16 protein-coding genes and 2 pseudogenes are annotated in these 23,653 nt (G+C 68.9%); 10 read left to right on the forward strand and 8 right to left on the reverse strand.

Annotated features, from left to right (window positions below; all coding sequences use genetic code 11):
* Position 1: 1 nt before the first annotated feature.
* Genes OG788_RS00205 through drmB form a run of 3 tightly spaced genes read left to right on the forward strand, consistent with a single transcriptional unit; the run spans position 2 to position 6,988 of the window.
* Complete coding sequence (locus OG788_RS00205; protein ID WP_406368250.1) at positions 2-1,900, forward strand: UvrD-helicase domain-containing protein; 1,899 nt, start codon at positions 2-4, stop codon at positions 1,898-1,900.
* Complete coding sequence (locus OG788_RS00210; RefSeq protein ID WP_406368252.1) at positions 1,897-5,148, forward strand: DNA helicase; 3,252 nt, start codon at positions 1,897-1,899, stop codon at positions 5,146-5,148. Before OG788_RS00205 ends, OG788_RS00210 begins: the two co-directional genes overlap by 4 nt.
* 1 nt (position 5,149) lies before the next feature.
* A complete protein-coding gene (drmB, locus tag OG788_RS00215; RefSeq protein WP_406368254.1) occupies positions 5,150-6,988 on the forward strand; it encodes a DrmB family protein in 1,839 nt (612 codons plus the stop codon).
* Between the two features lie 115 nt (positions 6,989-7,103).
* On the opposite strand, the gene OG788_RS00220 is transcribed toward drmB, so the two are convergent.
* Together OG788_RS00220 and OG788_RS00225 are read right to left on the reverse strand one after the other, a co-directional pair.
* Positions 7,104-9,575, reverse strand: coding sequence for a P-loop NTPase fold protein (locus OG788_RS00220; RefSeq protein ID WP_406368256.1), 2,472 nt, complete (start codon positions 9,573-9,575; stop codon positions 7,104-7,106).
* A 17-nt stretch (positions 9,576-9,592) separates the two neighbouring features.
* Positions 9,593-9,949: a nucleotide pyrophosphohydrolase gene (locus OG788_RS00225; protein WP_406368258.1), complete on the reverse strand. Its 357-nt coding sequence runs from the start codon at positions 9,947-9,949 to the stop codon at positions 9,593-9,595.
* Positions 9,950-10,046: 97 nt separating this feature from the next.
* Between OG788_RS00225 and OG788_RS00230 the strand changes: the two genes are divergently transcribed.
* From OG788_RS00230 to OG788_RS00240, 3 genes and pseudogenes are all read left to right on the forward strand, one after another.
* Positions 10,047-11,954 carry a DNA/RNA helicase domain-containing protein gene (locus tag OG788_RS00230; RefSeq protein WP_406368259.1) on the forward strand — a complete coding sequence of 636 codons (1,908 nt, stop codon included), beginning with the start codon at positions 10,047-10,049 and terminating at the stop codon, positions 11,952-11,954.
* 91 nt (positions 11,955-12,045) lie between these two features.
* Positions 12,046-12,191 (forward strand): annotated as a pseudogene (locus OG788_RS00235) (L-threonylcarbamoyladenylate synthase); the annotation flags it as partial.
* 169 nt (positions 12,192-12,360) lie between these two features.
* Positions 12,361-12,798: an SMI1/KNR4 family protein gene (locus OG788_RS00240; protein ID WP_406376638.1), complete on the forward strand. Its 438-nt coding sequence runs from the start codon at positions 12,361-12,363 to the stop codon at positions 12,796-12,798.
* Position 12,799: 1 nt separating this feature from the next.
* Here the strand turns inward: OG788_RS00240 and OG788_RS00245 are convergent, their stop codons facing one another.
* The gene (locus OG788_RS00245; RefSeq protein ID WP_406368261.1) at positions 12,800-13,723 is read right to left on the reverse strand and encodes an ISL3 family transposase; all 924 of its coding nucleotides are present in this window, start codon (positions 13,721-13,723) and stop codon (positions 12,800-12,802) included.
* Between the two features lie 275 nt (positions 13,724-13,998).
* Here OG788_RS00245 and OG788_RS00250 point away from each other — a divergent pair.
* Positions 13,999-14,175: pseudogene (locus tag OG788_RS00250) on the forward strand (IS630 family transposase); the annotation flags it as partial.
* Positions 14,176-14,285: 110 nt separating this feature from the next.
* Here OG788_RS00250 and OG788_RS00255 read toward each other — a convergent pair.
* Positions 14,286-14,780: an RICIN domain-containing protein gene (locus OG788_RS00255; protein ID WP_406368263.1), complete on the reverse strand. Its 495-nt coding sequence runs from the start codon at positions 14,778-14,780 to the stop codon at positions 14,286-14,288.
* A gap of 423 nt (positions 14,781-15,203) precedes the next feature.
* On the opposite strand from OG788_RS00255, the gene OG788_RS00260 reads away from it, so the two are divergent.
* Both OG788_RS00260 and OG788_RS00265 read left to right on the forward strand, forming a co-directional pair.
* Positions 15,204-15,419 (forward strand): hypothetical protein, encoded by a 216-nt coding sequence (locus tag OG788_RS00260; protein ID WP_406368265.1) that lies wholly within the window; start codon positions 15,204-15,206, stop codon positions 15,417-15,419.
* A 192-nt stretch (positions 15,420-15,611) separates the two neighbouring features.
* Positions 15,612-15,827 carry a hypothetical protein gene (locus OG788_RS00265; RefSeq protein WP_406368267.1) on the forward strand — a complete coding sequence of 72 codons (216 nt, stop codon included), beginning with the start codon at positions 15,612-15,614 and terminating at the stop codon, positions 15,825-15,827.
* On the opposite strand, the gene OG788_RS00270 is transcribed toward OG788_RS00265, so the two are convergent.
* Positions 15,722-16,054 (reverse strand): hypothetical protein, encoded by a 333-nt coding sequence (locus OG788_RS00270; protein WP_406377026.1) that lies wholly within the window; start codon positions 16,052-16,054, stop codon positions 15,722-15,724. The two genes, OG788_RS00265 and OG788_RS00270, sit on opposite strands and share 106 nt — an antisense overlap.
* Here OG788_RS00270 and OG788_RS00275 point away from each other — a divergent pair.
* On the forward strand, positions 16,014-16,442 hold the full coding sequence (locus OG788_RS00275) for a hypothetical protein (RefSeq protein ID WP_406368269.1): 429 nt from the start codon (positions 16,014-16,016) through the stop codon (positions 16,440-16,442). The genes OG788_RS00270 and OG788_RS00275 overlap by 41 nt on opposite strands.
* Positions 16,443-16,728: 286 nt before the next feature.
* Here OG788_RS00275 and fxsT read toward each other — a convergent pair whose 3' ends face one another.
* Genes fxsT through OG788_RS00290 form a run of 3 tightly spaced genes read right to left on the reverse strand, consistent with a single transcriptional unit; the run spans position 16,729 to position 23,618 of the window.
* Positions 16,729-21,030: an FxSxx-COOH system tetratricopeptide repeat protein gene (gene fxsT, locus OG788_RS00280; RefSeq protein WP_406368271.1), complete on the reverse strand. Its 4,302-nt coding sequence runs from the start codon at positions 21,028-21,030 to the stop codon at positions 16,729-16,731.
* Positions 21,031-22,092 (reverse strand): AAA family ATPase, encoded by a 1,062-nt coding sequence (locus OG788_RS00285; protein ID WP_406368273.1) that lies wholly within the window; start codon positions 22,090-22,092, stop codon positions 21,031-21,033.
* Positions 22,089-23,618 (reverse strand): effector-associated domain 2-containing protein, encoded by a 1,530-nt coding sequence (locus OG788_RS00290; RefSeq protein ID WP_406368275.1) that lies wholly within the window; start codon positions 23,616-23,618, stop codon positions 22,089-22,091. Before OG788_RS00290 ends, OG788_RS00285 begins: the two co-directional genes overlap by 4 nt.
* Between the last annotated feature and the right edge of the window lie 35 nt (positions 23,619-23,653).

A 23,653-nucleotide genomic window follows, 5' to 3' on the forward strand; every position in this document is an offset into this window, starting at 1 on the left:
CATGACCGACAGGGTGGAACTCACCACCGCTCAGCGTCGCGTCGTCCAGGAGCCGGCGGACAGCAAGGCGCTGGTCACCGCAGGCGCCGGAACCGGCAAGACCTTCACGCTGGTCAGGCGGATCGAGCACCTCGTCTCGGAGGGTCTCGCGGGTGGGGACCTGCTCGTGCTGACCTTCTCGCGCGCCGCCTCGGCCGAGGTCCGCGACCGCCTGCACCTGTTGGGCGGCAGGTCCCGGCACGTGCGCGTGTCGACGTTCGACGCCTGGGCTCTGAGTCTGCTGCGTGAGGCCGCGCACGACGAGAACTGGCACGCCCATTCCTTCGACGAACGCATCGGTGCGGCCATCGAACTCGTCGAGGACGAGAGCCGTGCGCCGCAGTCGCTCGACGCGGTCCGACACGTCGTCGTCGACGAGGTCCAGGACCTGGTCGGTGATCGACGACGACTCGTGCAGGCCTTCCTTGAGGCCTACGAGTGCGGATTCACCGTGGTCGGTGACCCCGCCCAGGCCATCTACGGATTCCAGGTCAAGGATCCCGAGGAGCGGGCGGGCGAGACGGGCAGGTTCTTCTCCTGGCTGCGCGAGCGGTTCGCGGGCGAACTCGTGGAATGCACTCTCGAGGAGAATTTCCGGGCCGCTTCCGACGAGGCCGCCTGTGCCCGCCCCTACGAGGCCGCGGTGCGTACCTGCTCCACGCGTGCGCAGGCGGAGGCAGTGCACGAGCAGCTGCGCACGGAGTTGGCCTCGAGGATGGACTTCGGCGACCTGCAGGTTCCCTACCTGCGCGCCTCGCTGTGCGAGGCGGAGGTCAGCACCGGCGTCCTGTGCGCCACCAACGGCGACGCGCTGCTGATCTCTCGATGGTTGGCCGATCTGGGCATCGATCACCGTGTCCGCAGAGGTGCAGAGGATCATGCCGTGCCCGCGTGGGTGGCCCAGGTCGTGTCCCGGCTGCCCGACACCGTCTCGATCCCCCAGGACCGGTTCGTCGAAGCCTGGCGGGCTCTGGCGCACGCACCCGATCCCGACCGGGGCAGCGGCGCGTGGCAGCTGCTCCTGCGGGCGGCGGGCGACCGCACCGGACGCGTCGTCGAGCCGGGGCGGCTGCGTGAAGCCGTCGCCCGCGGGAATCTGCCGGACGCTCTGGTGACACCGCACGAGAGCGGGCTGGTCGTCTCCACGTTCCACCGGGCCAAAGGTCTGGAGTTCGATCGGGTGCTCGTCGTCGACCCGGGACCGTTGGAGGACGAGCACGAGCAGGTGGACGCCGACCGCTGCGACGCCGCCCGGGCCCTCTACGTCGCGATGACCCGGGCCCGCCACGAGCTGTATCGCTTGCAGCCGCCCGAGGAGCACCTCGCCCGTCGTCGCGGTTTCCGGCTGGTGCGCAAGGTCAGGGGCACGCAGCGGTGGGGACGCTACGGCTACAAGGCGAGCCGGCGATTGGGGCTCTCGTTGCTCGGTGGGGACGTCCATCGTGGCCATCCCGCAGGACTCGAACAGCTCGCCTGCGACCCGCGGCAGATTCAGGAGTACCTGGCAGCCGAGGTCCTTCCTGGCGACGAGGTGGTCTGGACGCGGCTGGACGACGTACCCGCGGCCCACGACAGCCGAACGGCGCCCGGTTACGCCCTTGTGCACGACGAACAGATCGTCGCTGTCGCCTCCGAAGCCTTTCGCCGCGACCTCTACCGCTTCATGCAGCAACGGCCCGCGCATCGGCCGACGGCCTGGCCCGGCCGCATCACCGGAACGCGGATCGACCTCGTCGAGACCGTCGCCGGCGAGGACGCGGCGGCCGTCCGCGCCGGTCTGGGCCCCTGCGGGCTCTGGCTCGCGCCGCGGCCGATGGGGATCGGCCGGTTCCACTACGACCGCAAGGACGACGACGCATGACGGACGATCACACGCAGCACTACCGGCTGCGTGGACAGTTGGCCCAGCAACTGAAGTCGGACCTGCTGGGCCCCCACGGCGAGCACCACCAGGACGTCGAGATCCTCGACGACTGGCCCGTCACCACCTACTCCACGGGGGTTCTGTTTCCCCGTGTCGTGGATCCGGCGCAGCAAGAGCGCCCCGAACCGGACCCGGACGCCGCGGTGCAGGACCTCGACGACGCCGACTCCACCGTGACGGTGGACGAGACCCCCGACGGGGGCATCGTGCTCGCAAGGGTCGCCCGCCCCTCGGCGACCGGTCTCACCTTCGCCGTCGATCCCGCGCGCGGCCGTCACGTCCTGGTGCACGCGTTCGCCGCCGTGTACGACCCGGTGGACGCCGCAGGCGCACCGGCCGTGCCCGAGCGAGCCGAACAGCGCAGCACCCGGCAGCCCGAGGTGCGCTGGCGCCGCCGTCCCCTGCAGCTCACCGTCACGCCGGTGGATGTCCTGGACCCGCCCGGCAAGCCTGTGGAACTCGCCGAGGGCCTGTTCCTGCACCTGCGGGTCCGTCCCCCTCGCGGACCCCACGGCACGATCTCGGTGACGGCCACCTTGATGAACACCCACACCGTGGAGCAGCAGGAGATCAAGGATCCCTGGTGCTTCTTCCAGGTGGGGCTGCGGATCACGGTCCCGGACGGGGTCCCGGCGCTGGTCGAGCGTCCCACGGTCCGCGATCTCGACGACGAGAGCCGGCTCGCCCTGCTCCTGCATCGTCATGCCCCGACCTTCGCCGTCGGCCACGGCTGTGCCGCGAACTGGTCCTGGTCCCCCTCACCGGTCGATCGGCCCGAGCGGCACACCGCGCCCGCGGGAGTGGCCTGCGTGTGGACCGAGCACGTCCCCGTGAGCGAGGTCCTCCTGTCCGACTCCAACTCCTCCGTCCCCGTCGAACTCCTGGGGATGCACCACCTCGCCCAGGCCCCGAAGCACGAGCTGATCGGTTCTCTTCGCAGCTTCGTCGCCCTGTACGGAGAGTGGATCGAGGAGCGGAGCGCGGACGCGGATCTCCTGCGCGAGGGGATCTACGGCGATCCCGCCTACCTGCGCCTTGCGCAGGAGCAGCTGGAGCACTGCCGCACCGCACGGCGGCGCATGAGCGCGGGAGTCGACCTCCTGGAACGCGATCCCGATGCGTTGGAGGCGTTTCGGCTGGCCAACCGTGTCATGGCGGTGCAGCGCGGCAGAGGCCAGTGGATCAAACGGGAGCGGGCCGGTGCGCCCTCGCCCGAAGGCGCGTGGAGGCCGTTCCAGCTCGGGTTCGTGCTGCTGTGCCTGAACGGCACCGTGGACGCGGCCCATCCCGACCGGGACGTCGCCGACCTGCTGTGGTTCCCCACCGGTGGCGGCAAGACGGAGGCCTACCTCGGGTTGATCGCCTTCACGGTCTTCCATCGCCGTCTGCGCCACGGCGCGGCCGGGGCCGGGGTGAGCGTGCTCATGCGCTACACCCTGCGTCTGCTGACCCTGCAGCAGTTCGAACGGGCGGCCCTGCTGATCTGCGCGATGGAGCGCGTGCGGGCCCAGCAACCCGAGCGGCTGGGGCAGGAGCAGATCTCCATCGGCATGTGGGTGGGCAAGGCCGCAACACCCAACAGGCTCAAGAACGCCGACAAGGCGCTGAAGAAGCTGGCGGGAGGCGGAAAGCTCCAGGAGGAAAACCCCGTCCAGCTCAAGAACTGCCCCTGGTGCGGCACTCCTTTGCTGGTCCGCAACCATAGGGTCGACCTGGTCGCAAAGCGCATGGTCATACAGTGCGACGACCGGGCATGCGACTTCTCCGCCGGGCTGCCCGTGCACGTCGTGGACACGGAGCTCTATCGGGTGCGCCCCACACTCGTGATCGCCACCGCCGACAAGTTCGCCCGCATCGCCTGGCGCGAGGACGTCGCGGCCCTCTTCAACCGGGACAAGGACCGGCTCTGGCTGAAGACTCCCCCGCCCGAGCTCGTCATCCAGGACGAACTGCACCTGATCTCCGGCCCGCTGGGAACCCTCGCCGGTCTCTACGAGGCGGCCGTGGACATCGCGTGCGCCCAACCGAAGATCATCGCCTCCACCGCGACGATCCGCCGCGCCCAGGAACAGGGACAGGCCCTTTTCGGCAGAGGCGTGGCGCAGTTCCCGCCGTCCGGCCTGGACGCCCGCGATTCGTGGTTCGCCGTCCAGGCACCCGCAGCGGACAGGCCCTCGCGCCTCTACGTCGGCCTTCTTTCGCCCGGACTCTCCCAGGCGACCCTCCTCATCCGCGCCTACGCTTCCCTGCTCCACAACGCCCGGCACCTGCCGTGCCCGGACGAGGAGGTACGAGACGCCTACTGGACGCTGGTGGGGTACTTCAACAGCCTGCGCCTGCTCGGCGCCGCCGAGCTGCAGGTCAACGCCGACGTCAACGAACGGCTGCGGACGCTCGCCGCGCGTGACGGGGTGGAGCCCCGGGAGGTCCTGCCGACCGAGATCACCAGTCGCGTTCCCTCCAGCGACCTTCCCGCACTGCTCGGCGCTCTCGGGCGATCCCTGCGAACCGGGTCGGCGTTGGACGTGCCGCTGGCGACCAACATCATCTCCGTCGGTGTCGACTTCGACCGCCTGGGCCTGATGGCCGTGACGGGGCAGCCGCAGACCACGGCCGAGTACATCCAGGCCACCAGTCGTGTCGGTCGTGCCCACCCCGGTCTCGTCGTCACCCTGTTCAACGCGGCACGATCCAGGGACCTCTCCCACTACGAGAACTTCGTCGGCTACCACTCGGCCCTCTACCGGCAGGTCGAGTCGACCAGCGTGACGCCGTTCGCCGCCCGCGCCCGCGACAAGGCCCTGCATGCAGCCTTCCTCGGACTCGCCCGCCTCCTGCATCCGGAGATCCGGGACAACACGGACGCCAAGGACGTGAACGAATTCACCTCCCAACTGGACTCGACCCGCGAGCAGTTGGTCAAGCGCATCCGCCGCGTCTCGCCTGCCGAGGCCGACCACGCGGATGCGGAGATCCGCGTCTTCGTCGACCAGTGGCGTCAACTCGTGGAGACCAACGAAAAGCTGGAGTACGAGGCCGCCTTCACGTTCAAGGCCAACCCCCGCCGCCGGCCGGACCTCGCCCTGCTGCGCACCCACGAGGACCACGACCTCACCAAGGCCCGTCCCACCCTGTGGAGTCTGCGCGACGTCGATGTCGAGTCCCACCTGTACCTGGAGAGCTGACATGCCTCGCAGAAGCACCCCCGGCACCACTCCCCCCGGCGACGAGCGCAAGCGCCCCTCCGTGGGCTCTGTCCGGCGGGCCCAGCAAATCACGACGTACGGCGTGGGTGGCCTGCTCGCCGTGGCCGACCAGTCCTACATCGTCAGCGGTCTGGACACCTGGGACGTCGCGGGTGAGCCCGACCTGCGAGACCAGCGCCTGGAACCGATGCTGCACGTCAACGGGTTCAGACGGCCACCTGCGGCGCGCGTCGCCACCGGACGTGGCGTGCGCGTGCGTCGTTTCCCGGACACCTACGCGTGCCCCCAGTGCAAGGCGCTCAAGGCGTTCCGCGACCTGAGTGCGGCAGAGGGCGACAACCGTTGCGCGCACTGCGCGGCCCTGCTGACGCCCTCGCGCTTCATGGTGGCCTGCGAGGACGGGCATCTCGACGAGTTCCCCTACGAAGCCTGGGTCCACGCCGACCCGGAGCGCAAGGACGCTCACCCCCGTACGTGCTCGCAGGCCGCCAGTGAGCTGACGTTGGAGACCGACGGTCGCACCGCCAGCCTCCGCAGCATCGTCATCAGCTGCAGCTGCGGACGGAAGGCCTCGATGGAGGGTGCCTTCGGCAAGGCGGCTCTACGCCGCCTGGGCCTAATGTGCCAAGGCACCCGCCCGTGGCTGGGCCGCGGCGCCACGGAGCGCGGATGCAAGCGTCCCCTGCGGACCCTCCAGCGCGGTTCCTCGGCAGCCTGGTTCGCCGACCTGCGCTCGGCCCTGTCGATCCCGCCGTGGCACACGGAACTGATGGAACTCGTCGAGGCGCACCGCAGACACCTCGTCGGCAAGAGCGACGAGCGCATCGCGGAGTTCGCACAGGACGAAGGCTGGCTGACACCCGGCGGCTACTCCGCCTCCCAGGTACTGCGCACCGTCCGCACCCTGGAGAACGCAGTCCACCCCGAGCCCACGGAGGACGACGAGGACGAGATCCGGTTCGCCGCCGGCGAGCCGCTCCGGCAGGAGGAGTACGAGCAGCTTTCCAAGGTCACCGAGGACACCCCCGAGAACAAGCACTTCGTGTGCGAGCCCCCCGAGGACGCGCAGCGATCCGACGTCCCGGGCGTCGACCGGGTGATGTTGGTCAAGCGCCTCCGCGAGGTTCGGGTCCTCACCGGCTTCACCCGCATCCGCCCTCCGCAGGGCTCGAAGGCCGATCGTGATCGCATCGGTCGCCTGAGCAGGAACGCGGACCTCGGCTGGCTCCCGGCCGTCGACGTCGTCGGCGAGGGAGTCTTCCTCACCCTGGACCAGGAGCGACTCCACCGGTGGGAGTCGGCAGTGCTCCGTATCGACTCCAACCGGACCGACCGCATGCGAACCGCGCACGCGGACCTGCTCCGGGAACAGGAGTGGGAGAACCCGCGCTCGCCGCTGACGTCACGCTTCGTCCTCCTGCACACCCTGGCGCACGCACTGATCAACGAGTGGAGCCTGGACTGCGGCTACCCCGCGGCCTCTCTGCGGGAACGGCTCTACGTCGACGACGAAATGTGCGGGGTCCTCCTCTACACCGCAACCAGCGACTCGGCAGGAAGTCTGGGCGGCATCGTCGCGCAAGGACAGGTCGCGGAGCTGTCGAGGAGCCTGTCGTTCGCCTTGGAACGTGCCACCTGGTGCTCCTGCGACCCTCTGTGCATGGAGGCCGACGCCAACGGTGTCGGTGGGCTCAACCTGGCCGCCTGCCACGCATGCCTCCTGCTGCCCGAGACAAGCTGCGAAATGAACAACACATTCCTTGATCGTGCGCACCTCGTCGGAACACCCGCCAAGGACTTCCCCGGCTTTTTCGCTTGAGATCGGGCCGGACTTGCGGCCCGGGTGAGCCTGCGAGCACGCCGTGGCTGTGGCCCAGCCGCCGAGGACGGCCGCAGGTCGCCGAGCGTCCTGGGGCTGGGCCACGGCTGCCGGGTCAACCGATGAGGTTGCGGGTGTAGAAGGAGAAGCGGGCCAGTTTGGGGCACCACTGCTGGTACACGGCGGTATCCATGATCACGGGCCGGGCGGTGGTCATCTGCTCGATCAGGTCGACCGCTTGCGCCGCTGCGGGGACATCGTCGGGGAGCCCGCGCAGCGCTTCGGTGATCTTGCTGGTGGGGGGTGCCTCCAGGATGTGTCGGAAGACGGCGGCGGCCTGGTCCGGGCTGCCCACGAGCAGGGCCAGCAGAATCTGGACGGGCTGGTGCTCGCCTGGAATCGCTTCCGTTCCCACGAAGGCTGCCAGGTCGCCCGGTTCGACCCCGATGCGTGCCAGCCGGTAGAGGTTGACCAGCTTCTTGGCCGCCCTGGGGGTGCGGGTCAGGCCGCCCATCTGGGACATGAACGCGATCTCCGTCTCCTCGAGCTGCAGTTGGACGGGGGTGCGGTCGGGGCGGGGGCCAGGCATCGGGTCGTCGGCCGGCTCTGGTTCGGGTGCGGGGGCAGAGGCGGTCGGCGGTGCTGGTGCTTCGGGCTCCTGCGCATCCGGAAGGCTCCCGGGGTCCGCAGGCTGCGCCGGGTCTGCGGGACCGGGAGTGTCGGGGGTGTCGGGGGTGTCGGGGGTGGTCAGCAGGGCGCGGATGAGGCGTGCGGCCTTCTCCTGGGTGGTCGGCGGGACGGCGAAGGGGATCTGGAAGATCTTGTCCAGGTAGTCGAGGGGGGTGGCGGTGTCCTGGGTGTCGGCCCAGCCGGGCGTGCTGTCGCGGGAGGTGAACAGGTCCCGGTAGTGGTGCTCGAGTGATGTGAGGAGCCAGCGCGGGTCGACCGCCACGACCACGACGAACAGCGGCAGCGCGAGCATCAGGTGCACGGCGGACAGCACCTCCACCACGCGTGCCGGGGGGCACCGGTCGAGGTCGTCGATGTAGAGGACGATGCGTTCCAGGGGCGGCGGCTGCTGGGATTGGGCGCCGGCCCATTCGGCGCGGGCCTCGCGCAGTCGCTCGTCGAGCTGGACCAGGTCGTGGTGGACCGTGCCCAGCAGTCCTCGGTAGTGCTGGTAGGTCTGGGGGGCGCTGCGTTCGGTGAGGAAGTCGGCCAGCCGGACGGCGGCATCCGCCTCGGCCAGCCGGGCGCGGGCCGCGCTGACGTTCTCGGCCAGGGTGCGCTGGTGCTTCTCCAGCAGGGCGCGGAGTTTGCCGGTAAGGGACGTGTGCTGCGCGTGTGTGGCCCTCAGGGCCCACAACAGGGGCAGGGCCGGGGCGGCGAGGCCCGCGACGGCGCTGAGGAGCAGGGGCAGCCAGCTGGACAGCCACAGCCCGGCGGCGCTGGTGCCTGCGAGGACCGCCAGCCAGGTGGCGAGGACCCACCGGCCGTGCCGGAGGTCGCGCAGTAGGAGGCGGCCAGCCGTGTACAGCAGCCGGGGCCCCTCCAGGGGGGAGCCTGCGAAGGACAAGAAGCCGACCGGCCGGTCCTGGGCGGTGCGGGCGAGTCGGGTGTCGAGTTGCTGCTGGTCGCTCTCCAGCCGCGCCAGGTGTGCGGCTCGCCGCTGGCGTTCCTCGGCGGTCGCCTCCACGGAGGGTGCTTGCGGTTCGGGGGTGGGGGCCAGGGCGCGGAAGAGGTGGTCGACCAGGCCCGACCACACCTGCTCGTCGCTGTAGTGCCAGGCGTTGAAGTGGACTTGGCGGACGGTGGCGGTGAATGCGCTGTGGGCGGGGTCTTCGGCCGCGAGCGCGGCGAGTTGTTCGACTCGGCTGCTCATCTGGCGGATGAAGCTCGACTTGCCGGCTCCCCATTCGCCCAGCAGCGCGACCGCCAGGGGCGGGGTGGTGACCGTGGCGGCCGCCAGTTGCGCGAGCATCTCCACGTCCGCCTCGTTGCTCAGGAGGTCCTCGCCGCTGGCGGTGTCGCTGTGCACGCCCGCCAGCACCGGCGGCCGCCCGGCAGGGTCGCCCCCGCCCGGCGGGGTGTAGGGCTCCAGGGAGAAGTGCTGCTCGAGCAGGTCGGCCTCGGCGGTGTTGAAGGCCTGGAAGCGCATGATGTTGCGGGTGGGCTTCCAGCTCAGCAGGTCGCGCAGCTCCTCGATGGGGGTGTCGAAGTCGCGCAGGCCGGCCAGCGCGTACATGTACTCCCACGTTCCGCTGTCCGGATCAGTGCCCCACAGCCGTTCGGCGAGCTGCGGACTGCGCCAGGTCGCGGCGATGGTGGCGCCCAGATACAGGCGCTTGTCGCCGCTGAAGAACACCCAGGATCCGGATTCCATCTTGCGGATCTCGGGGAGGTTGGCGCCGTTCTTGCCCGGCATCACGCCCCACATCGCCGCGCTGCCGCCCGGGAAGAGGCGCCGCAGTCTCTGCAGGGTCGCGGGGTCCAGGAGGTCGGCGTGCTCGTCGAAGGCGACCGGGCGGGCGATGGTGTCCTGGTAGTGCCGTTCGACGGTGCGGTCCGAACGTCTGGCCGGCTGCATGAAGATCCGCACGTCCGCTACGCCCCCAGTTTCGTGTACTTCTCGGCGCGCCCGTAGGCCAGGTCAACGGGGTAGCGGTGCCGGTTCAGCTCGATCTTCTCGGCCAGCGCCTCTTCGAGGTCGATGCCGGTGACGTCCGCCAGGCGCAGGAGGTAGGCGAAGACGTCGGCCAGTTCCTGGCGCAGAGCCTTCCCCCCTTCGGGCTGGCTGGTGAGGGCGTCGGACTGTTCGGGGGTGAGCCACTGGAAGAGTTCGAGGACTTCACCGGCCTCGCCGGAGAGCGCCATGGCGAGGTTCTTCGGGGTGTGGAACTGGTCCCAGTCGCGCTCGCGGGCGAACTGCGCCAGCGTGTCCTGGAGATCGCGGATCGTCATGCCCCATCCCTATCAGCCGCCTCGGACATGAGCCGGCCCAGGCCGTCGGGCGAACTGCCGTGCGGGTGCTGTCCGTTGGGGCTGCTATAGATCGTCCATGCATGTTTTCGAGGGAACCGTGCACGAGGCCGCGGCCCGTCTCGCCGAGCCGGGCTTTGTCGCGCGGTGCGCCGCACGCTACACGGCAGGGCACGGCCGGCCCCCCGGTGAAGAGGAACTCGCCAGCTGGGAGAACAGTTGGCCTGCTCTGGTGGAGGCGTTGGGCGCTGCCGGGCTGGGCGAGCTGCAACTGCTGCTGGAGTATGAGCTGCCCGGCTCCAGCCAGCGCATCGACGCGCTGATCCTCGGAGTGCGTGCGGGGCGGCTGACCGCCGTCGTCGTCGAACTCAAGCAGTGGACCGCCGCCGCCCCGCATCCGGCGGGAGCCGGGATGCTGAGGGTGGGCAGGCGCGAGGTGCTGCACCCGGCCCGCCAGGTCGGCGGATACGTCACCTACCTGACGCACTGGGTCCCCGCAGAACTGGGCCTGAACGTCTGCGGGCTGGCTTTCTTGCACAACGCCTCCGCCGACCTTGTGGGGCATCTGCGTGAGCAGACTGCCGACGGTCCCAGCTCCTGCTACCCGCTGCTGGGCGCCGCCGATCTTCCCTTGGATGCCGGTGCTGCGCAGTTGGCGGAGCGTCTGCTGTGCACGGGGCTTGAACCCGCGGACCGCTCCTCGATCGACGGGTTTTTGCAGGCTCATCACCGTCCCTCCCCGCAGCTGCTGTCCCGGGTCGCCGTCACCATCGGCGGGCACGACGGCTTCAGGCTCATCGGCGACCAGGACAAGGTCCGCCAGGTGATCCACCGGGCGGTCCGGGCCGTCGACCGCAAAGCGCCTGGGCACGTGGTGGTCGTCACCGGCGGGCCCGGGACCGGGAAAACGGCGATCGCCGCACGCATCCTGGGCGACCTGTGCCTCATGGAGGGTGCCAATCCCCGGCTGCTGTCCCCCTCCGGCACCCTCACCCAGCAACTCGCCCGCGCTGTCGGGGATTCGGCCAAGGGCCTCATTCACACCCTCACCACCACCCTGCCCGTCGGCCTGGACAAGGACAGCAGTGTGGTCTTGCTGGACGAGGCCCATCGCGCCCGCACTGACCCGCTCAGGCGCCGCACCCAGTTCCCCAATCTGTTCACCCGCCTCATCCAAGGCTGTGCCGCGCTCGTGCTCTTCCTCGACGAGCGACAGATCGTGCGCCCCAACGAAGGCACCACCCTGGACGAACTGCAGCAGCTGGCCGAAACGTACGGCTACACGTTCGCCCACATCGATCTGTCCACCCAGTTCCGCTGCGGGGGCTCACGGACCTACCTCGACTGGATCGACGCCGTACTGTCCGCTGGCGGCCCGGCTCCCACGTGGCGAAGCCGCGACTACGACCTCGCCGTCGCCAACTCCCCTGCCTCACTCGAGGACTGGGTCAACGCACGCATCCACGACGGCCACAGCGCCCGCATCACCGCCGGTTTCTGCTGGCCCTGGAAATCCTCCCCCACCCCGCCTCTACTGCCCGAGGTATCCCACTCCTGGCACGACGGCACGGGCGAGCACCACTGGCAACGGCCCTGGAACGCCAGAGCCGACGGCATCCTCGCAGGCACCAACACACCCGGGCGGGCCTTTTGGGCCACCGATGCGGGCGGTCACCAGCAGATCGGCTGCGTCTACACCGCCCAGGGCATGGAATACGACTACAGCGCCGTCATCCTCGGCGACGACCTCACGTGGACGACGAACGGCTGGCAGGCCCACCCCGAGAAGAGCCACGACCCCGCCCTCGCAGAGCTGACACCACACCAGTATCTGCGCTACGCACTCAACACCTACCGCGTCCTGGCCACCCGCGGCGCCCGCGGCACCCGCCTCTACTCCACCGACCCGGACACCCAGGCATACCTGCACCAACTCATCCACCCCGATGACCACGGGCGCGACACAGCCACTCAGGACAGGCAGTAACCCGCAGCCAGCAGCCAGCAGCCAGCAGCCAGCAGCCAGCAGCCAGCCGTGAACGAAACGCTCGCACGAAAACGGGGAATCAGAGCCAGGGCCGCCGAACCCGCTGATCGTCCACATCGCCGCCGCTGACCAGCTGGACGACTGGGTCGAGGAGGTGCCCGCGACCGCGCGCTGCTGGCCGAACACTTCTGGCCCGGGCCGCTGACCTTGGTCCTGCGACGTGGCCATCGCCCGCCGTCGCGGCGCCGCCATCCCGCCCGCACCTCATACGTTGAGGAGTGATGATGGGGCTCGTTGAAAACGGCTCTGACCGCGATTCCGTGAATGATCATGAAGCGGCCGGTTGGCGATTCCACTGATACATGCTGATGCGATCTGAACCTGGGGCATGGCTATGCTCGCGATCATGTGGAGAGAGTCAGTTCTGGAAGTCTTCCCTGACGCAGGGCTTCGGGAGCCGGTCGATGCATCCGAGATCGTCTCGGCGGAACGACTCCTGGGCCGACCCGTGCCAGCGGATCTCAAGCGGTTGCTCCTGGAGAGCAACGGGGTGATCGGCCACACGCACGTGGACACCGTTTGGACCTTGGAGCAGATCGTCGACCAGAACCTCCAGTTCTGGTCCGACTGGACGTTCGCCGACCTCTACATGCCTTTCGATGCCTTCATGTTCTTCGGGGACAACGGAGGTGGCGATCAGTTCGCCCTCGTGCAGAAGCCACAGCGTCCGGACGTCTTCGTCTGGGAGCACGAGACCGACAGCCGCCGATGGGTGGCAAACAATCTGCGCGACTACCTCGGCCGTTCCCTGCGCGTCAGTGGGGACGACTGGTATCGGTTGTAGATCACGGCCGAGTGAGGATCCGGATCCGCAGAAGGCGGTGGATGTCTTCGTAGCGGTGGCGGGTTCGTTCGATGATCTGGGTGCGGGGCAGTTCCGCGGGCGGTAACAGCATCGGGGGTGGTTCCGGCACCTCGGTCACGGTCTCCTCCTTGGTATGTTTGCGCAGGCAGTCGCGGTGCTGGTGGCAGGTCTTCTCCACCGCGGCGGACAGGTTCTGCAGCAGGTGCCAGCGATCAGCGACTTCGAGGGCATGAGGGGCGGCTTCCTTGACTGCCTTCGTGTAGGCAGTGGCCCGGTCCCGGCAGATGATCTCGGCTCCGGGATGCTCGGTGAGCCAGGCGGCGAACGTCTCGGAGGTGCGGTCGGGCAGCACGTCCACAACCCGGCCGGCCTCGACGTCGACCAGCACGGTGCCGTAGGTGCAGCCCTTGCGGAAGGCAAACTCGTCCACCCCCAGCACCCTCGGGGCACGGTCCGGCACCGCCGGCGCCGTCAGCAGCCTGAGCAGCCGGGTCCGGCCCGCGGTCAGCCGCAGTCGACGGCACAGCCGTGCGGCGGGACGGCCGCCGAGCTCGATCGCGATCGACCGCAGCCAGTCCGCAAGCCCGGTACTGGAACGGCGGTAGCGCGTGGACAGCCCCGGCACCTGCTCGACGAACGTCGTACGGGAACACCTCTTCCGGTCGCAGAAGTACCGGCGGACCCGCAGCCTGACGATGACCCGGCGAAATCCCAACGGCCTTTCATCCAGGCTGCGTTGGTACGTGCTGTGCGCGCGTTTCGCCTGTTTCCGGCAGTCCGGGCACCTGCCCGGGCGAGCGGTGGACAGCGCCTCCACCACCAGGACGTCGGAGGAGTCGCTGACGCGCTCCACTCGCACATCGATCCCGGGAAACAGCACAGCCTCGACCGTCTTGCTCGCCATGCCGGGACATACTCTGCCGAAACGATCCCTCGCTCACTTCGCTGACCTGGGGATTCACGGAACTGCGGACAGAGCCGTGAAAACGGCCAGGGGTGCTCGTCGCCTCACTTGGTTGGCTTTTGATGTATGTGGGGAGGTTGGGGAGCGAAGAGCGGGCCTTGATCACCGGTGGCTAAGTTGGGGCCATGACTGGTGACTGGCGGATGGATCGGATCGGAGCTGCTCTGGTGAGAATCCGACCGTGCTGCGGCGGCTTGAGGCGGGATTCGCGGTGATCGAACTCCCACCACCCCAACCACACCGTGCAGACCCGGGCCCTGCACGCCTACCTGCGCTGGCGTAACGCCAACGCCCGCCACCGCGATGTCCTCGCCGCCGAACGCAAGGAACGCGCCCGCATCCGCAGCGAGAAAGGCATCCGCTGGGGCGGACGCCCTCTCAGCACGGCGGCGCACGACGCCGGGGGCGGGGCTGGAGGTGAGGCTGCTCGCTGCGACGAGCAGCCCGCTGCCGGTTTCACAAGGGTGACCTTGTTCCCTGACCCCCTGTTACCGGGGGTGAATCACAGCAGCCAGGTATGCGACGGTTCTCCCACCAACGGGTGAGTACTAAGGCTCACGATTTCATCCCCGTTGCCGTCGCAGCAACTGCCGTTGGTGACTGCGTACTTATACCTGTTGTTGACCAGGAGGACCTTCGTTGCAGCAGGGTCCCAGTCCTCCCAGTACTGTTCGGACTTCAGCCCGTCGCATGGTTCTGTGACCGGGTACCAAGCGCTCTGACTCTTGCCGGTGAGGCATCGTCCGGTCGCCACATTTTGGACCATCATCCGATTGCCGTCGCGGTACGTGTTCCATTTCTGAAACGAGTTGTTTGAACCACAACTCTTCGCGTAAACATATCCGCCCGTGTCGCTGTCCAGGCACAATCCCGTAGCCGCGCTGCTGAATTGCAGCACGACCGGCTGGCCGGCTGCTGCTGCAGCATTGGTCGGTGTCATGAATACGAAAGCACACGCGACAGCCCATACCACGGAGAGGATGGCTTTTAATTTCATTGGATGATTTCAGCTTCCTTCGAGATCCATGCGCTCATGTACGAAAATCTCCGTTCTCGCGGTCTGCTGTTCCTGACGCACCACCTTCGCAATCCCTGCTGACGCTTCGCCAACGTTTCGCTGACGTCGATCCTTTCGCGGTGGTCCGCCGGTTCATCCAGCGGACCGTCTCGGCTGGTTGGGCTGGTCGTGGACCAGCAGCGGGTGCCGGCTACTCCCGGGCAGGCGCTTGCCCCTCGCCCTGCCGGTGGAGCGGTGTGCCCTGTGCCGTTCGGAAACCCATCGCTGCAGCTCACGCCGCATATCTGTATTCGTTGATCAAGCCGCCTAACACTCGAGTACACGGGAGTCGCTGACCGGTTGCAGTCGTGGTGGGCCTTGGGTGTTCCTGGCCGAGCGCAGGAAGCTGCCCTCGCGCCTGGTGTGGGCAATGACCGTGGTCGTGCCTTGCAATGCCGGCCGTCGAGGCACTCGAACGAGCTGTTCGGCGCCGTCGTCGCCGCCTCCTACCTGTCGGTGAGCGGCGTCATCGTGGACGTGCAGCCCAAGCAGGCTGCCGCTCTCGCTGCCCGTATCAGCCGCGACGCACTGGATGTGCGGAGCGTCGCGGCTGAAATCAAGGGATGGGCCGCCCGCTGAACGACCAGTTCCGCGGTTGTCACTACATGCCTGCCGCGGGGTCACCGTCGCCGAGGCCTATCCACCAGCGCCCGTCATCCTTCACCAGCAGCAGCTCCTGGCGCTGGTCGGTCCGTTCGTATGTCACTGTGACGGGGTTGAAGTAAGGGACAGGAGGACTTCCCGCACCTGGTCCATGCTCTGGACCAGGTGATGCGCAAGCTCGGCGGGACCGCCCGGCGCTGGCGCTTCGACCGGATGGCCACCGTCTGCTATCCCTCCAGCGGGCAGGTCACCGCGGCCTTCGCCGGGGTCGCGAAGTACTACGGGGCCGGCGTCGGCATCTGCCCGCCGCGGCGCGGGGCGTGGTGCAGAAGGCCAACCACTCGGCGGCGCAACGCTGGTGGCGGACCGTCCCGGACCATCTGACGGTTGAGCAGGCCCAGTCCGGGGTCGACAAGCGCGCGCTCCGCATGGACGAGCGCCGCCGCAAGGTCGACGGGATGACCCTCACTTTCGCCGAACTGGCTGCCGGTGAGCCGTTGTTGGACCTGCTCGGCCAGGCCGTTCCCGGCCGAGCTCGAAGTGGAGCGGCCGGTCAGCGCGCAGAGTTTGATGTCCTTCCGCGGCAACTTCCATTCGGTGCCGCCCGGCATGCCGGGCGTCCAGGTGCGGCTGGTGCACCGGCTGGGTGAGGACTACCCCCACGTCGTCACTGCCGGCCGGGCGGTGATCGCCCGGCACCGGCGGGCCGTCGACGGCGCGGGCCAGACCGTCCGGGACGCCGGGCACGTGATCGCGTTGGAACGGACGGTGCCGGCCGCTTTCACCGACCGGGCTCCCTGCAAGACCAAGGTCCGTCGCCCGCCCTCGGACGCCGCGCTCGCGGAAGCCGAACGACTGCGCGGCCGGGCCACCGCCGGTGATCCGGCCGAACGGGTCGTGATCGACCTTTTCCCCTCTGCCGCCGTGGCCGACCGGCTGCGGACCGCCCCCAACTCCGAGGAGGAGAAGGCGGATGGAGTACGTCACCGATGCAGGTGAGCGAAGCACGCCGCTTCCAGCAGCTGCGGGGCCATCTGTCCTCATCCTCGGAGGAACCCGGTGATCCGCGCCTGGTGGTCGTTGCGAAGCCTGCTGGTGATTCGCTGGCTGGTCACCGGATGCACGCCCCGGGCATCCGCCCGCGCACACCCGCACGGTGATCGCCTACACCATCACGCGGGACGCCATCTGGGCTCTTGACCGCGGCTCACGCAGAAGCGCGAGGAACGTGCCTGCCGACAGGCGCGCACCCGCCCGGAATCTGCCGATCCGCTGTCAGGAACCGCTACAGCGAGACGTAGACGGGGTCACAATCGATCCGCCGCCCCGTCCGGGCCGCCGTGAGCCAGGCGTGGCCGGCACGCAGGGCACTTGCGAGCCCTTCGATGGCGGTGTGTTGCAGTGCATCGGCCTCGGCGCCTCGCCCCAGCCCTCGAAGGTCGAGTGCAAGGTTGGCGGCACAGGATGACCTCAGCGGGTGCTGTTCGCCCACCACCGCGTCCAGGAGGGACAGGTTGCGCTGGTCGATCTCGCGTGCCCGGTCGAAATCCAGCTCCACGTACGCTGTGCAGGCCCTGCCGATCTCCACAATCAGCGTTGTGGTGTGACGGTGCCCCACCGTCACTTTCAGCCGGCCTGCCACGCTGTCCTCGATCTCGCGGGCGAGGTCGAGGTCGCCGAAGGCTCGCATGGTGATCGCGAGACCGGTCTGCGCCACCAGGGTGCACAGATGATCCTCGCCGAGGCGTGCGGCCAGACGCTGTGCCGTGGTCTCGCTCAGTAGGCGGGACTGGCCGAGGTTTCCGGCGAGACGCAGGTCGATGGCGGCGTCGACTGCAGCTGCGAGCGACGCGGGGTGATCGGGGCCGTACCGGGTCGTGCTGTGTCTTAGGGTCTTTGCGGACAGCAGGGCGGCGCCGGCGAATGCCCCGTCTCGTCGCCGGCAGCCCGCGAGGTGGCGGGCAGCATCGAGGGTGAGCGGGTGCTTCTCTCCGAGTTCGGACTCTGCCGATAGGTAGAGCCGCTCCTGGAGGTCGCGGGCGCCGGAGTAGTCGCCGCTCTCCCGCATGTCGACCGCGACGGCGTTGAGGCTGTGAAGAGTGCGGCTGTCTGCAGGCTGAAGGAGCAGTTCGCACCGATGGGCGTTCTCCTGGTCCAGTGGCAGTGCCTGGGTGAACAGTCCGCGCAGCCGCAGATCGGTGGTCCAGCTGTGGGTGGCGCGCAGTGTAAGAGGGTCTTCGTCGCCGAAGTGATAACGGGCCAGCCGGGTGGCTTCCTTGCTGAGGTCCTGTGCCTGCTGGAACCGACCTTGGTGGCGGCGGGCGTCGGCCAACTCGCATAGGGAGTCGATCAGGTCGTCGCTGGCCATCGCTGTTCGACGCGAGATTTCCAGCGCTCTCTCGGTGAGTGGGACGGACTCGGCGATCCGGCCGGCCTGCCGCAGCAGCATGGCGTTGGTCTTCGTCATGCGGGACACCTCGCGGTGTTCTTCGCCGGAAGCCGCGAGCCAGGCGGCTCCGGCCTGCTCGGCGAGTGCGGTGGCGCCGTTGCGGTCGCCTCGGTGCTGGAGGAACAGCACGGTGTCATGGACGAGGTCGCGCACTCGTGAGTCCGTGCTGGTCAGCGCCTGCGAGGCCAGCAGGTGGGGCAGCAGCAGCCAGTAGGCGGGCCACTCTTGCGCGTCGACGTGGTGGCCGGGTCTGGCCGCCACCAGGAGCTGATGGACGGTCTCGCGCTGCTGTTCGCGCTGTTCGGAGGTGAGCCGAGCCAGGATCAGGTCCCGCAGGGCCCGGTGCAGTTGCAGGGTGTCGGCCCGGTGGTCGAGCTTGATCAGGAAGGCCTGTCGAAGAGCCCGGAGGGCACGGCCCACTGCTACAGGGTCGTCCAGGGGCCCTAGGTCCTGTGTCCCGGCATCGGCAAGGATCTGCCGGGTCAGCAGGGCTCGCGGGATCGGTTCGCACGCCATGGTCGCGCAGAGGTCGAGGAGTTTGAGCGCGGCCGGGTTCGTTTGCCGGAGTCGCTCCAGCGTGATCTCCCAGGCCGCGATGAGAGCGGGTCGGCATCGAAGTTGTACGGCAAGCACGTCGGCGTCCCGGGCGCGCTCCTCGATCAGTTCGATATAGACGTGGGCAGGGAGGTGGGTGTCACGGAGCCAAGCGCCCGCCTGCTCCACGGCCAGGGGCAGGTCGTGGAGGGATTCGGCAAGACGGTCGGCGTCCTGGACCGAGAGGGTGGACGCCTGCGCCTGCAGAAGTGCGACCGAGTCCTTGCGCTCGAGAACGTCCAGTCCGATGGTGTCAGACACTTGCGCCCACCTGCGGTCGCGGGAGGTGACGAGGACACCGCCCTGGCCGCCCCGAGGCAGGTACCTTCGTACCGTTTCGACGTCCTGCGCGTCGTCGAAGACCAGCAGCCATCGACGGTCGGTGTCCGTGCGCAGCGCCTCGTGAGCGGCGGACACCGCGGCATCGACGGGCAGGGGGCTGCTGTCGCTCGTGCCGATCCCGAGTTCGGCTGTCAGCTTCGCGAAGGCCTCCAGGATGAGGCTCTCCTGCCGGGCGGGGATCCAGCAGAGGAGATCGTAGTCGCCCACGTGTCGGTGGATGTACTCGAGCGCCAGCTCGGAGGTTCCTGCCACATCGCCGTGCAGTGCGTCCGGCAGTACGCACACGGTGCCCCCAGCGGCAAGGCGCTGTGCCAGCGCCTGCAGCTGTTCCTGCCGGCCGGTGAACTGAGGGTTGCGCGGAGGGATGTTCAGCATGACGGGAGGTGACGCCAAATGCCCTGCAGGTACCGGGCCGAGCGCCGTCACCTCCGCGGCCGCCGGGGCCGCAGAGGTAACAGGGTGCGGTGCGGAGTCCGGGCGAGGCTGCTCCAGCCTGACCTGGTCCGCCAGCCCTCCGGGCGCGTCACCGGCACTGGGGGCGACAGTGTTCTGAATGCGTCTGGCGCGGTGGGAGTACGGCCCTCCCAGCGCCCGCATCACCGCAAGTTCGGTCTGCCACCACCCTCCCTTGTCCGGGTCGGGCAGCGCGGCCTGCGTCGGGTCGCGCAAGGCGGCGCGCAGGGCGGCGCCCTGTGCTCCCGCTGCGGGAAGCTCTCCGACGATTCCCACGACCCTGGCGAGTTGTTTGCGTGTCGTCATCGCAAGGAGCGCCTGGCGCACCCCGTCGGCGAACTCGGGGTGACGTGCGCCGTTGTCGTCCCAGTCGATCAGTCCGCCCATCATGATCTCGGCGAGGTGCTCCGCGCCGGTGTCCGGCATGATGCGGCTACGTAGCTGCTGGATCAGGTCGAACTCGAAGGGGGCCGCCGCCAGCTGGGTGGCGAGCAGGCGGGCGGACGGCGTGGCCAGCCTGAAGAAGCGGCGCACCGCTGCGGGCGCGGCGCTGTGTACACGTGGGGCGATCAGCCCGGGCGTGGGATTCCCCTCGCTCAGCGCCCCGGCCACCACCACGGGAAGGGCGCGGCGTACGCCCCGCTCCCCGACGACCAAGCCAGCCCAAGCGGCGAGGGACTCCGGTTTCAGGGACAGGACGGGCACCACCACGCGGTCCTCGCCGGCCTGGGGCAGTGGCCGCAGCGGATCCAACCCGCCGGGTGACGGTCCGTAGGACAGGTTGCGGTTCGCAGCGCCGAAGCCGGCCGCTTCCAGTACGGCGTTGTGGGGGTAGAGCGAGGAGCGGTGCCGCAGGTGGGGAGGCAGGAGGCTGACCAGAGCGGTGGGACCCGCGTGGCCGAGGCGCGCGAGCAAGTCGTCGGCGCCCGAACCGACCCAGCCGTGCGCGAGGCCGTCGGTCACGATGAGGAACAGCTGACCCGCTCGGCCGCTGAGCATCTCACCGGGGTCCGTGAAGCTTTGCGTCGCGCTCCAACGCAAAGTCGGCGAACCGCTGGCATCGTTCGGCAGGTCCAGCCGGACGGTGCGCACCGACCCGAAGGAACCGCTGTGTTCAGCGGCGGACAGCAGGGCGGTGGTCTCCTGATGCCAGATGGACATCGTGGGGCTGTCGTCGATCAGGACCACAAGCTCGAAAGCTCTGGCCTCGCTGGGCCTGAGCAGCGGCATCCACAGCCCATCGGTGAACATCTGTTCGGCGGTGGCTTCTTCGTCGAACTGCAGCTGGTGCCGGGACGGCATCCGCCTCCTGAGCCTGTGCAGGGAGCGTGCCAACTGCGCGGAACGTCGCGCTGCCGTCGGAGCCTCCGCGGAGCGCGCCCTGGGCAGGAGGGGCGATTCCACGAGGAGTTGGATCGGCTCCTGAGAAGCGAAGGACGGCTGGGCAGCTGCCGGAGTACTGGAATCAGGCTCGTCGGCCGCCGGTTGCGGCCGCGTATCGAATGGCGGGACAGTCGGCGAGGGTGCCTCGTCGTCCGGGGCCTCGCCGTCCATGAGGCCGGACGGTCCCGGCCCGATCCGTCCGGCCAGGCTCCAGTGCGCGGCCAACCAGACGGCGTCGGCGAGCTCCTGCCACTGCGGGGCGTTCAGCGGCCGGTCCTCCTCGGCCGTTGCCGGCTGCCGATCGGTCTCGCCCGCGGCCGCCGGGTCCTCGCTTCCCGGCGCACGCTCTCGTGGCTTTCCGCTCATTCAGCGACCCTTTGCCAGGTCCCGCAACAGCAACTCGACAAGCGTGCGGCGCGCAGCGTCGGTCTGGAAGCCGCTCTTCGTGGTCAGTTGTACGGCATTGAGCAATTGGTCCAGTGAGTGGGTTCCACCCATTCGGACACGTTCCATGAAATCGTCGATCAGGGTCCCGGCGTCCGACGGCAGCGCCCTGAAGTGGCTTTCCACCATGGTGAGCAGTTGCTCCCGGGTGGGTGTCCTCATCTCCAGAGGCAGGCAGCGCCTGCGGAAAGCCGCCGGGAACTCACGCTCGCCGTTGCTGGTGATCACTACGACGGGGAACTCACGGCATTCCACGCGCCCGTCGTTGACCACCGCGCGCAGCCCTGGATCGCTGGTGTGCACCAGCGCCTGGCTGTCCGCCTCACGCACCAACTCCGGAATTTCGTAGTTCCCGTTCTCCAGCACGTGCAGCAAGTCGTTCGGCAGGTCGATGTCACTCTTGTCCAGTTCGTCGACGAGCAGGACACGCGGACGGTCGTAGGGCAGCAGCGCAGTCCCGAGCGGGCCCAGGGTGATGAAGTCGCCCAGGGCTGGCACGGAGCGGCTGCTGTCGCCCGGAGCGGCATCGTCGGGTGCCAGATGCGCTCTCATGCCTGCTTGCCAGGCCGCGATGGCCTGCGCCCGGCCCAGAGCGTCATAGGAGCACAGGCCATCACGCAATGTGGTGCGGCTGACGATGCTCCACTCCAGCACCTGTCCGAGGCCCAGTTCGCGGGCGATGAGGTAGGCGAGGGTGGACTTGCCGACTCCTGGCGGCCCGGTGACGAGCAAGGGGCGGCGCAGCAGCAGGGCGGCGTTGACTGTGTCGATGCTCTTTTCGTCGAGTTGAGACACGGGCTCCGCGTGTCCGAGACGACGGCGTGCAGCCTGCTCGTCGTCGGGGGGCGGGGGGAGTGCGGGCCCGCCGCCGAATCTGCGCCAGGGCGGGGCCTCGGGCAGGGTGCGGGGACCCCCGTCAGGTGCGGAGCCGGTGGCGTGGAACACCCGCCAATCCTGCCCGTCCGCCGGTGTCTTCCCGCTCATGTGCCGTTCTCCTCACGGTCGAGAGTTTCCACGTCGAATTCCATGTCGGCGTCCTGGTTGTCGACGAGCCGCGTGGGATCGTCCCAGAGAAAACCGATGTGCCGTCCGAGCAGGCGGGCGTCGTGCTGGTGTGCTGCAGCGCTTCGTCTGAGCCGGTGCACGGCCATGGGGATCTGTGGCGGCTGCACCGAGGCAAGGACAGTGCGGACGACTTCTCTGCGTTCGTCCAGGAACTCTCCTCGCCGGTCCCACATGGCCAGCCCGATCCCCTCCGCGATGGCCGCTTTGAGCGCGTTCATCGCGCCCTCCCGGTCGGGTGCATCGAGCACAGCCGCTGTGTGGTGGGGCTCACGTGCCAGATCGAGGCGCCACTCGGCCGGCCGTCGGGTGTCGGGGTCCTTCCACTCGTACACGCCGATTCCGTCGCTCTGCAGAGTCCGCCAGCGTTCCCGCCACCGGCGTACGACCAGAGGATCGCGGGTTCGCATGCGTTCCAGGCTGCGGAGGTGCACGCCGTACCGCAGTCCGAGGGGCGGTGATTCGCCACGTCCCGACTCAGATGCCAGCCCTGCTACATCGCGGTTGAGGAGGTCGTAGGGCAGGACGAACTCGACGTACGGGGGCATGGACGCCGGGCCGGTGAAGGGGTCATTTTCCGGCGGCGAAAGCCGTGCCAGCTGCCTCAGAGCCGCACTGACCGCCATGCCGAGCTGGTCGAGTGTGGTGATCGTGGGCTCGGCGGGCAGAGGGTTCCAGCTGTCGGGGCTGGTGTTGAGCCAGGGCCGGACGGTGACGTCGTCGGAACCGTCTCTGGCGGGCTCGACGATCACGAGGAGGCATCGGGGTACAGGATGGCCGGTTCGGGTGGCCGCGCGAGCAGCCCGCCGGTGTTCGAGTTCCGTGAGCAGACCGGCCCTGCTGGCCCAGTCCTCCGCCCACGCGGACAGGGCGCCACGGTTGTTCGGGGCCCGGACCGCCGCGGCCGCGTGTTCCATGAGGAGGACTGCGGGCGGCAGGCCGTCAGGCTGCACATTCCACTCCAGCAGGTGGAGCAGGAGTCCCACAGGGGGCAGACCGAGCGGCGGCGACAGGCCTGTCTCGGCCGCGATTCCGTCACGTAGTGCGGTCCACGGCAGCTCGTCCGTCATCGTGCTCAGGAGCGCCCGTGCCGATGCAACGTCCCGCTCGGACAACGGACCGGCCAGCTGTGGCGCCGAGTCGTACGGACCGGCCACGGGCGCAGTGATCTGCTCGATCCCCTCCGCAGCTGCCGGCCCCTCGAAGAGGCCGACCACCGACGCGAGAATCTGCTCGCCTCCTGCAACACTCAGCGCAGCCCGGACCAGGCAGAGGGCGTCACCACGCAGTCCCGTATCCGGGGATGCGATGTGAACGCCCAGTTGTTCTGCGAGCACCTCGGCGAAAAGTTGTCGCCCTCGCGGTTGTCGCATGCAGGAAAGACCGCACAGCGCGTCGGTCAGACCGGACAGCAGGGCCAGGCCCGACGCGTTCTCGAACTCGCCCATGGCGCCGACGACTTCACCGACCTTCCCCGCGGAGC

The sequence above is a fragment of the Streptomyces sp. NBC_00647 genome, from assembly GCF_045207245.1.
GTDB lineage: Bacteria > Actinomycetota > Actinomycetes > Streptomycetales > Streptomycetaceae > Streptomyces.

Excerpts from the sequence above, each read along its gene's own strand:
- OG788_RS00205 (WP_406368250.1), top strand. The coding sequence starts at position 2 with ATGACCGACAGGGTGGAACTCACCACCGCTCAGCGTCGCGTCGTCCAG.
- OG788_RS00210 (WP_406368252.1), top strand. The coding sequence starts at position 1,897 with ATGACGGACGATCACACGCAGCACTACCGGCTGCGTGGACAGTTGGCC.
- drmB (WP_406368254.1), top strand. The coding sequence starts at position 5,150 with ATGCCTCGCAGAAGCACCCCCGGCACCACTCCCCCCGGCGACGAGCGC.
- OG788_RS00220 (WP_406368256.1), bottom strand. The coding sequence starts at position 9,575 with ATGCAGCCGGCCAGACGTTCGGACCGCACCGTCGAACGGCACTACCAG.
- OG788_RS00225 (WP_406368258.1), bottom strand. The coding sequence starts at position 9,949 with ATGACGATCCGCGATCTCCAGGACACGCTGGCGCAGTTCGCCCGCGAG.
- OG788_RS00230 (WP_406368259.1), top strand. The coding sequence starts at position 10,047 with ATGCATGTTTTCGAGGGAACCGTGCACGAGGCCGCGGCCCGTCTCGCC.
- OG788_RS00240 (WP_406376638.1), top strand. The coding sequence starts at position 12,361 with ATGTGGAGAGAGTCAGTTCTGGAAGTCTTCCCTGACGCAGGGCTTCGG.
- OG788_RS00245 (WP_406368261.1), bottom strand. The coding sequence starts at position 13,723 with ATGGCGAGCAAGACGGTCGAGGCTGTGCTGTTTCCCGGGATCGATGTG.
- OG788_RS00255 (WP_406368263.1), bottom strand. The coding sequence starts at position 14,780 with ATGAAATTAAAAGCCATCCTCTCCGTGGTATGGGCTGTCGCGTGTGCT.
- OG788_RS00265 (WP_406368267.1), top strand. The coding sequence starts at position 15,612 with ATGCGCAAGCTCGGCGGGACCGCCCGGCGCTGGCGCTTCGACCGGATG.
- OG788_RS00275 (WP_406368269.1), top strand. The coding sequence starts at position 16,014 with ATGTCCTTCCGCGGCAACTTCCATTCGGTGCCGCCCGGCATGCCGGGC.
- OG788_RS00270 (WP_406377026.1), bottom strand. The coding sequence starts at position 16,054 with ATGCCGGGCGGCACCGAATGGAAGTTGCCGCGGAAGGACATCAAACTC.
- fxsT (WP_406368271.1), bottom strand. The coding sequence starts at position 21,030 with ATGAGCGGAAAGCCACGAGAGCGTGCGCCGGGAAGCGAGGACCCGGCG.
- OG788_RS00285 (WP_406368273.1), bottom strand. The coding sequence starts at position 22,092 with ATGAGCGGGAAGACACCGGCGGACGGGCAGGATTGGCGGGTGTTCCAC.
- OG788_RS00290 (WP_406368275.1), bottom strand. The coding sequence starts at position 23,618 with ATGGGCGAGTTCGAGAACGCGTCGGGCCTGGCCCTGCTGTCCGGTCTG.